This is a genomic window from uncultured Nevskia sp. (assembly GCF_903885465.1).
Taxonomy (GTDB): domain Bacteria; phylum Pseudomonadota; class Gammaproteobacteria; order Nevskiales; family Nevskiaceae; genus Nevskia.
The window spans coordinates 1-8,919 of sequence record NZ_CAISIQ010000095.1 but is presented as its reverse complement, the minus strand read 5'-3'; the positions used below and the strand labels follow the sequence as shown (position 1 = coordinate 8,919).

Annotated in this window: 5 protein-coding genes and 1 pseudogene; 4 read left to right on the top strand and 2 right to left on the bottom strand. The window is 66.6% G+C overall.

Translation table 11 applies throughout. The annotated features are described in order from the left end of the window. A pseudogene (locus QZY06_RS03575) lies at nucleotides 1–414 on the bottom strand (NADP-dependent malic enzyme); the annotation flags it as partial. Between the two features lie 210 nt (nucleotides 415–624). On the opposite strand from QZY06_RS03575, the gene QZY06_RS03570 reads away from it, so the two are divergent. Together QZY06_RS03570 and QZY06_RS03565 are read left to right on the top strand one after the other, a co-directional pair. Then, nucleotides 625–1,944 carry a dicarboxylate/amino acid:cation symporter gene (locus QZY06_RS03570; protein WP_295680284.1) on the top strand — a complete coding sequence of 440 codons (1,320 nt, stop codon included), beginning with the start codon at nucleotides 625–627 and terminating at the stop codon, nucleotides 1,942–1,944. Nucleotides 1,945–2,012: 68 nt separating this feature from the next. Further along, nucleotides 2,013–4,673 (top strand): PAS-domain containing protein, encoded by a 2,661-nt coding sequence (locus QZY06_RS03565; protein ID WP_295680283.1) that lies wholly within the window; start codon nucleotides 2,013–2,015, stop codon nucleotides 4,671–4,673. A 135-nt stretch (nucleotides 4,674–4,808) separates the two neighbouring features. On the opposite strand, the gene QZY06_RS03560 is transcribed toward QZY06_RS03565, so the two are convergent. Next, nucleotides 4,809–5,468, bottom strand: coding sequence for a response regulator (locus QZY06_RS03560; protein WP_367275555.1), 660 nt, complete (start codon nucleotides 5,466–5,468; stop codon nucleotides 4,809–4,811). Between the two features lie 318 nt (nucleotides 5,469–5,786). Between QZY06_RS03560 and QZY06_RS03555 the strand changes: the two genes are divergently transcribed. Both QZY06_RS03555 and QZY06_RS03550 read left to right on the top strand, forming a co-directional pair. Further along, on the top strand, nucleotides 5,787–7,304 hold the full coding sequence (locus QZY06_RS03555) for an alginate export family protein (protein WP_295680277.1): 1,518 nt from the start codon (nucleotides 5,787–5,789) through the stop codon (nucleotides 7,302–7,304). Between the two features lie 359 nt (nucleotides 7,305–7,663). Next, on the top strand, nucleotides 7,664–8,919 hold a 1,256-nt coding region (locus QZY06_RS03550; RefSeq protein ID WP_295680272.1), incomplete at its 3' end, for a chemotaxis protein CheB.

Genomic DNA, 8,919 nt, shown 5'->3' with positions numbered 1-8,919 from the left:
CGGTTCGAGTGCGGCGATGATGTCGACCAGCTGGTCTGGATCGGTCTCGTTGACTTCGATATCGAAGACATCGATGCCGGCGAATTTCTAGAACAGCACTGCCTTGCCTTCCATCACCGGCTTGGCCGCCAGCGGGCCGATGTTGCCGAGGCCGAGCACGGCGGTGCCGTTGGTGATCACCGCGACGAGGTTGCCGCGCGCGGTGTAGCGATAGGCATTGAGCGGATCGGCGGCGATTTCCTCGCAGGCGGCGGCAACGCCAGGCGAGTAGGCGAGCGCCAGATCGTGCTGGTTGGTGAGCTGCTTGGTGGCGGTGACCGCCAGCTTTCCGGGAATCGGGAACTCGTGATAATCCAGGGCGGCCTGGCGCAGGCTTTCGCGGACCTTGCTTGCGATCGGTGTGTCCTGGCTCATGGGTCTCTCGGTGTGCGGAACGAAGGGCGCGGCGATTATAGGAGCCGCATGGCGACGAGCCGGCTGGCAGCGGCTAGTACATTCGGGTTAGGCGGCACGGCAGTTACTACCATCCGGCTATTCCGTGAAGGTGGTTGCACGGCGCAGGATCAGCTCATACCCAGGAAGGCTTGAAACCATGAGCCGCCGCAACCCGCGATCAGGAGACACATGAGCACTTCAACGCAGGCATCCAGCAACTCATCCAGGCGTCTGTACCTGTGGGTGCTGCTGGCCATCGTGATCGGCGGTTCGATCGGCCATTACTTCCCGGAAACCGGCGTGGCGCTGAAGCCGCTCGGCGACGCCTTCATCAGCCTGATCAAGATGCTGATCGGCCCGATCATCTTCCTGACCGTGGTCATGGGCATCGCCGGCGTGTCGGACGTCAAGAAGGTCGGCCGGGTCGGCGTCAAGGCGATCCTCTATTTCGAAGTGGTGTCGAGCTTCGCGCTGGTCATCGGCCTGATCGTCGTCAACTGGCTGAAGCCGGGCGCCGGCTTCAATGTCGATCCGGCCACGCTCGATGCCGGTGCCGTGGCCAAGTACGCCGCCGCTGCGCATGAGCAGACCACCGTCGGCTTCCTGCTGCACATCATTCCCAAGACCTTCACCGATGCCTTCACCGGCAATGGCGATCTGCTGCAGGTGCTGCTGATCGCGCTGCTGTTCGGCTTCGCGATGAGCGCGGTCGGCGAGCCGGGCAAACCGGTGATGAGCTTTCTCGATGCGATCTCGAAAGTGTTCTTCCGGATGATGAGCTCGATCATGCGCCTGGCGCCGATCGGTGCCGGCGGCGCGATGGCCTTCACCATCGGCAAATACGGCCTCGACAGCCTCGGCCCGCTGGCCAAGCTGATGGGCAGCTTCTACCTGACCTGCGCGCTGTTCATCGTGCTGGTGCTCGGCACCATCGCCAGGCTCTCCGGCTTCAGCATCTTCCGTTTCCTGCGTTACATCCGCGATGAGCTGCTGCTGGTGCTCGGCACCTCGTCATCGGAGTCTGCCCTGGTGCCGCTGATGCAGAAGCTGGAGCGCCTCGGCTGCGGCAAGCCGGTGGTCGGCCTGGTGGTGCCGAGCGGTTACTCGTTCAATCTCGATGGCACCAACATCTATCTCACGATGGCGGCGATCTTCGTGGCGCAGGCGCTCAACGTCGATCTGACCTTGACCCAGGAGCTCAGCCTGCTGGCGGTGGCGATGCTGACGTCCAAGGGCGCCTCCGGCGTCACCGGTGCCGGCTTCATCACCCTGGCGGCGACCCTGGCCGTGGTGCCTTCGGTGCCGGTCGCCGGGCTGGCGCTGATCCTCGGCATCGATCGCTTCATGAGCGAAGCGCGGGCGCTGACCAACCTGGTCGGCAATGGTGTGGCGACGATCGTCGTCGCCGGCTGGGAGAACGAGTTGGATCGCGATCGCCTGCGCCGCGAACTCGCCGCTGGCCCGGATGCCGTATCGGAACCGTTGCCCGAAGGTCTGACGCAGAGTTAGCTTGCGGCTTCACTCAGCGGGGATCACGGCCATGAACAACAGCGGCAGTCAGCACCCGCACCGCGCCCGTGGCTGAGGCTGCTGCGCCGGGTCCACGGCGGCAGGGGCACCGGCTGCGGCTGGTGGTCATCGTGCTGCTGGTCATCGCCGTGCTCGGTGGCGCGATGACCGCGGTGGCGCGGCAGGCCACGCAGCAGGCGCTGCGCGAATCGGCGGCGCGCAGTGCCGAACAGCTCGGTCTCTACGCAGCCTCGCTGCAGTCGATGATCGATCGCTACCGCACCTTGCCGACGGTGCTGGCGCTGGACCCTGAACTACGCCAAGCACTGAGTCAGGCGCTGCGCGCGCCTATCGATATCGCCGCCAGCCAGCAACTCAGCCGTCGGCTGGAAGTGGTCAACGGCGCTGCCCATACCTCGACCTTGACCCTGCTCGATCGCCAGGGCATCGGCGTCGCCGCCAACAACTGGCAGTTGCCGGGCAGCAACGTCGGTGTCGACTACCGCTTCCGGCCGTACTTCCAGCAGGCGATGCGTGACGACGCCGGCAGCTTCTACGGCATCGGCGTCACCACCGGCGTGCCCGGCTACTACATGACCCAGGCGGTGCATGACGACGATGGCAGCCGCATCGGTGCGGTGACCGTCAAGGTCGAACTCGGCGAGCTGGAACAGGAATGGCAGAAGGCCGCCGACGTGGTGCTGATCAGCGACGCCCACGGCATCGTCTTCCTGGCCAATCGCGAGGCCTGGCGTTATCGCCAGCTGCGCGAGCTGAGCCCGGCCGAGCGCGACGAGCTGGCGCGCACCCAGCAGTACGCCGGCCAGCGCTTGAAGCCGCTCAGCCTGCGCGATGCCAAGGGGCCTGAAGGCACGCGCAGGGTGAAGCTGGAAAGCGCCGGCCTGCGAGGCGATTTCCTGTGGCAGTCGCTGCCCCTGGCCAGCGACGGCTGGACCCTGCATCTGCTGCATGAAACCCGCGACAGCGAAGACGCCGGCCTGATCGCCGCGCTCGCCGCCGGTGGTGCGCTGCTCAGCCTGCTGTTCCTCGGGCTGTTCGTGCAGCAGCGCTTGCGCTTGTCACGCCTGCGCCGACGCAGCCGCGAAGAACTCGAGCAGCTGGTGCGCCAGCACGCCGAAGCGCTGCACAGCGCCCAGGACGGCATCGTCATTGCCGCAGAACGGGCCAGCGTCGGCCAGCGCCAGAGCCTCGAACATCTGGCCCAGGGCGTCAGCGTCGTCGATGCCGATCTGCGGCTCACGGCGTGGAACCGGCGCTATGTCGAAATCTTCGGCTACCCGCCGGAGCTGATGCGCATCGGCCGGCCGATCGAAGACCTGCTGCGCTACAACGCGCGCCGCGGCCTGCTCGGTGGTGGTGATGTCGAGGTCGCGGTGCAGCGGCGGCTCGATCATCTGCGTGCCGCGCGGCCACACATGTTCGAGCGCGAATGGGCCAACGGCACGGTGATCGAGATCCGTGGCAATCCGCTGCCCGCCGGCGGCTTCGTCACCTCGTATGCCGACATCACCGCGTATCGCAATACCGCGCGTGAGTTGCGCACCCTGGCGGTGTCGCTGGAGCGCCGGGTCGATGAGCGCACCCATGATCTCGATGCCGCGCGCCGCGAGGCCGAGCGCGCCAATCGCTCGAAGACCAGCTTCGTCAGCGCCGCCGTCCACGACCTGCTGCAGCCGCTGAACGCGGCGCGCATGTACACCTCGGCCTTGCGCGAACGCCTGGACGATCTTCAGGCCGTAGCGCTCGCCGACAACATCGAGGAAGCGCTCGCCGCCGAGGACGGCATCCTGTCCAGCCTGCTCGATATCTCGCGGCTGGAGTCCGGCGCGCTGCAGACTCAGGTGCAGGATCTGGCGCTGCAGGACTTGTTCGACGGCCTGCGCCGCGAGTTCGAACCGACTGCCCAGCTGCGCGGCCTCGATCTGCGCGTGGTGGCGACGCGCGCCGTGGTCCGCAGCGATGCCGCGCTGCTGCGGCGCATCTTGCAGAACTTCTTGTCCAACGCCTTGCGCTACACCGAGCGCGGCAGCGTGCTGATGGGTGTGCGACGCAGCGGCGGCGGCCTGCGCATCGAAGTCTGGGATACCGGTTGCGGCATCGCTGAAGCACATCGGGAAGTGATCTTCGAGGAATTCCGCCGGCTCGATGGCGGCTCGGCGCAGTCCGATCGCGGCGCCGGCCTGGGGCTGGCGATCGTCGAACGCATCGCCCGGCGGCTCGATCATCAGATCGGCCTGCGCTCCTGGCCCGGGCGCGGCAGCGTGTTCAGCATCGCCCTGCCGGCCGGTGATCGCAGCGGCGTGACAGCGCCGGGTGCGACCATCGCCGAACCGGCCAGCGCACTCCAGGGCCGCCACATCTGGTGCATCGACGATGACCCCAGAGTGCGCGAAGCCGCCCGTGCACTGCTGCTGGCCTGGGGCTGCGAAGTCACCCTGATCGGCAGCCCCGAGGAAGCGGCTGCATCAACGGCCGAGGCGCCCGATCTGGTGCTGCTCGATCATCGCCTCGGTGCCGGAACCGGTGCCGAGCTGATGCCCTCGCTGTTCCGGCGCTGGGGCCGCCGGCCGCCGGTGATCATGATCTCAGCCGAACGCGAAGCGGCTTCGGAAGCGGCCGCCGATGCCGGCTGGGCGTTCCTGCCGAAGCCGGTACGACCACCGGCCTTGCGGGCATTGATGCGGCAGCTGCTGTTGCGCAGTGGCTAGGAATCTTCCCTGCAGATATCTACAAAGCTCGTCATTCCCGCGAAGGCGGGAATCCAGTTTTAGCCGTAGCGCTCCGCCTCAGAACTGGATGCCCGCCTTCGCGAGCATGACGGTTCTTGTTTAGCTTGAAATGTTTTAGTCCGGCTCGTTGATCTCAGGCTCCGGCTGCAGCGCCTTGACCTTCACCGCCGCCTGCGTGCGGCTGTAGCACTCCAGCTTGCGCAGCACGGCGGTGATGTGGACCTTCACCGTGTTTTCGGCCAGGCCCAGCTCGTGGGCGATCTGCTTGTTGAGCAGGCCGTCGGCCATCGCCATCAGCACGCGAAACTGCTGCGGGGTGAGCTGGGCGAGCTGCTCGGCCAGCTTGGCGTCTTCGGCACTGCGCGCGGCACGCTGCGGCGGGAACCATTCATCGCCCTGCATGACCACGCGCAGCGCGTTCTGCAGCACGGCCGGCGGTGCGGACTTCGGCACGAACGCCGCCGCGCCGAACTGCTGGGCGCGGCTGACGGTGCGCGGATGATCGTTCGACGAGATCACGATCACCGGCAACGCCGGGCGTTCGCCACGCAGGTAGACCAGCGACGAGAAGCCCTGCGCGCCGGGCATGTTCAGATCGAGCAGCACCATATCCAGGTCGGCATCGGCGCTGACCGCAGCGCTCAGCGACGCGAAGCTCGAAGCTTCGGCAATGCTACCGCCCGAGCCCGTGAACGGCTGCAGCGTATGAACGATGGCAGCACGGAACAAGGGGTGATCGTCGGCGACCAGGATGCGCAGATTGCCGGCGTCCATCGCGGTCATTTCCATGACAGCGCTGTCGCCGTGATCGAGCCGTCAGGTGTTGGGAAATGGTGCATGTCGTCAGTGTAGGCAAACGCTGAACAGGCAGCTAACGGCACCAAGCCAGAGCGGCTGCCTAACTCCATGGTGTTATTTCGCGGCGCTCGCACCGCGACCAAGATGGCGGCATTCAACCGGCCTGCCATGGCGCCCGCCACGCAGCCGGAAAAACGATTCCCGACCGCTCCCTGACGCGCTGCCCGAAGCGGGCGGATCGACTGCGGCCTGCGGCGAGGGATCACGGCCTGATCATCGTGCGAGGAGTCGTGCATGTCCTGGAATATCCCGCTGTCGCTGCGCCTGATCTGCGGCATCGTGTGCGCGGTGCTGGCACTGGCTGCCGAAGCCGCGACCGAGGCCCAAAGCGATGATCCCGAGATCCCAACAGCTGCGGACGCGCCGGCCACCAAGGCGTCCGTAGCGCCGATGCCGACCGGCTACCCGGCCGCTGCGGTCGGCCAGGGTGCGACCGTCAACGGCTACAACGTCGCGCGCTGGGCCGAGGACTGGCAGCGCATGCGTGATCCCGGCCAGCGGCACGATTTCCTCGACCGGCTCAAGTACCTGCCGATCGGGCGGCCGGACGTCTACCTGACGCTGTCCGGCGAACTGCGCGGGCGCGTCAACTACACCGAGCATGCGCAACTGAACGGCGGCGAGCAGCGCCAGGACATCTATCGCGTGTTCGTCGGCACCGATCTGCATCTCGGCTCGCATCTGCGCCTGTTCGGGGAACTCGGCCGCGGTGTCATCGATGGCCGCAACCTCGGCACGCCGTCCGGCGCGCTGCGCAACGATCTGTTCCTGCAGCAGCGCTTCGCGGACTGGACCGACCACTTCGGCAACGTCGAGGTCGGCGTGCGCTACGGCCGGCAGCTATTCATCGATGGACCAAACCTGCTGGTCGCGGCGCGCGACAACAACACGCTGCATGTCACCGTCAACGGCCTGCGTACCTGGATCAACGGCGAACACCTGCGCGCCGATATTTTCGATTTCGACTTCAACCGCCTCGGCAACGGCGGCATCGACGATGACCATACGGACCGCGATCGCCGGTTCTCGGGCATCACCGGCGGCATCGTGCTGCCGCGCCGCTGGTTCGACGGCCAGCTCTATCTCGATCCGTTCCTCTGGCGTCAGCGCCAGCGCAATGTGACCTGGGGTGCGCTGTCCGCGCGCGAGGAGCGCTACTACGGCGGCCTGCGGCTCTGGGGCGAGAGCGGCGCGGCGACGCTGGACTGGACCGTCAACCACCAGTGGGGCGATCACGACGGGCGCCGGCTCGAAGCCTGGCAGGCGCTGTTCGCGCAGAACTGGAAGCTGGGCAAGGACCGCTTCGCACCGCGCCTCGGCTTCCATGCCGACTACGCGAGCGGCGGTGGCGCCTACGGCGGCCGCACGCTGCGCAATGCCGCCGCACCTTACGGCAACAACATCTACTACGCCTACGGCCTGTTTCTCACGCCGACCAATCTCGCCGCAGTCGCGCCCAACCTCGTGTTGTCGCCGTTTGCCAGTGTGCGGGTGACGCTCGAATACCAGTGGACCTGGCGCGTCGACCGCGACGATGCCGTCTACCGCGCCAACGGCACGGCCTACGCTGGCACGGCCGGCGCAGGCGGCAGCCACACCGCCGATGTCGCGCGCCTGCAGGTGGTCTGGAACCTCACGCCGCGGCTGTCGCTGACCACGCGGCTCGAGCACCTCGAGGCCGGCTCCGCGCTCGAACAAGGCGGTTACCGCAGTTCGAACTTTGGCGCGGTGTTCGCGAGCTACCGCTTCTGAGCCGCGTCTGATCGCAGACGACAGCCGTAGGGAAGCGCAGCGAGTAAAGGACCGGAGAGACGAGCCGAAGGCCGTGAGCTTGCGCTTCCGGGTGAACGGGTAAGCGTCGATCGGCAGCCTTGAAACGACTGTGATTGCGCTACCGGCCGCTGCTGCGAATGCGACATCTGAAGCTTGCCGCAAATCGTTCCTGCAGCGGCATGACGCTGCTCCAGCTACCGCCAGACGCGTGATCGAAAAAGTGGCCGGAAAACACCCGGTTCCACGGTTTCGTCAATTCGCTTTGTGCGTCGGGAGCACTTTAAGATTTGCCGCGCTGAACAGACCGATCGTTCACGACAGGGAGACGGAAGACGAGTATGGATACCGGAGCAGATGATCGTGCTGCGCCTGAGCGCGACCAGGCGCCGCTGAGCCTCGCCGTGATCGGCGCCTCCGCCGGCGGCGTGGAAGCGCTCTGCCTGCTGATCAAGCACTTCCCGGAACTGCCCCGTTTCGCGATCGTCGTGCTGACCCATCTGGATCCCGATCACGAAAGCCAGCTGGTGCCGGTGCTGCAGAAGTGCACGAGCATCCCGGTGCAGGCGATGAGCGATGGCGAAACGCTCGAACCCGGCCGCATCTACGTGCTGGTGCCGGCGATGACCGCGACCCTGCTCGATCGCAAGCTGGTGCTGACGCCGCGCGGCAGCGGTCTGAATCTGCCGATCGACATCTTCCTGTCATCGGCTGCCCGCGACAGCGAGATCGACCTCGCCGCCGTCATCCTCTCCGGCACCGGGCAGGACGGCACCGCGGGCGTGGCCGAGGTTCGCGATGCCGGCGGCTATGTCGTGGTGCAGGAGCCGGCCTCGGCGACTCATGACGGCATGCCGCAGTCGGTGCTCGACAATCAGCTTGCCGATGCCGCACTGACGCCGGAGCAGATTGCCCCGGCGATCCAGCGCTATCTCGAAAGCGATGCGCCGACCGATCCCGCCGTGCTGCCCGATGCCAAGGTGCTCGACGAGGTTCACGCGCTGATCCAGAAGCAATCCGGCCTCAATCTGCGCTACTACAAGGAGGTCAACGTGCGCCGGCGCTTCATGCGCCGCGCCTTCCTGCAGTCCGGCGGCGATGTCGGCCATTACCTGGTGCGCCTGCGCGACGATCCGGACGAAATCCTCGCCCTCAAGGACGATCTGCTGGTCGGCGTCACCGCGTTCTTCCGCGACCCGGAACTGACCGAAGGCCTGCGCCAGTTCGTGATCCCGGCGATGCTGGAATCGAGCGCCAATCCGATCCGCGTCTGGGTGCCCGGCTGCTCGACCGGCGAAGAGGTGTATTCGATCGCCATCCTGCTGGTCGATGCGCTGGCCGCCGCCGGCGTCACCCGCAAGCTGCAGATCTTCGGTACCGATATCAACGAGCGGGCGATCAGCCGGGCGCGCCTCGGGCGCTACTCGGCGGAGGCCATGGCGTCGGTCCCGGAAACCTGGCGCGCGCAGTATTTCGTGGCCGAAGAGGGTGGCTGGCGGCTGACCAAGGATCTGCGCTCGCTGTGCATCTTCGCGACCCACAACCTGCTCGCCAATGCGCCGTTTTCCGGCGTCGATCTGGTGTCCTGCCGGAACCT

Bases quoted from the DNA above. Each gene is read 5' to 3' on its own strand.
- QZY06_RS03570 (WP_295680284.1), top strand. From the start codon at position 625: ATGAGCACTTCAACGCAGGCATCCAGCAACTCATCCAGGCGTCTGTAC.
- QZY06_RS03560 (WP_367275555.1), bottom strand. From the start codon at position 5,468: ATGGACGCCGGCAATCTGCGCATCCTGGTCGCCGACGATCACCCCTTG.
- QZY06_RS03555 (WP_295680277.1), top strand. From the start codon at position 5,787: ATGTCCTGGAATATCCCGCTGTCGCTGCGCCTGATCTGCGGCATCGTG.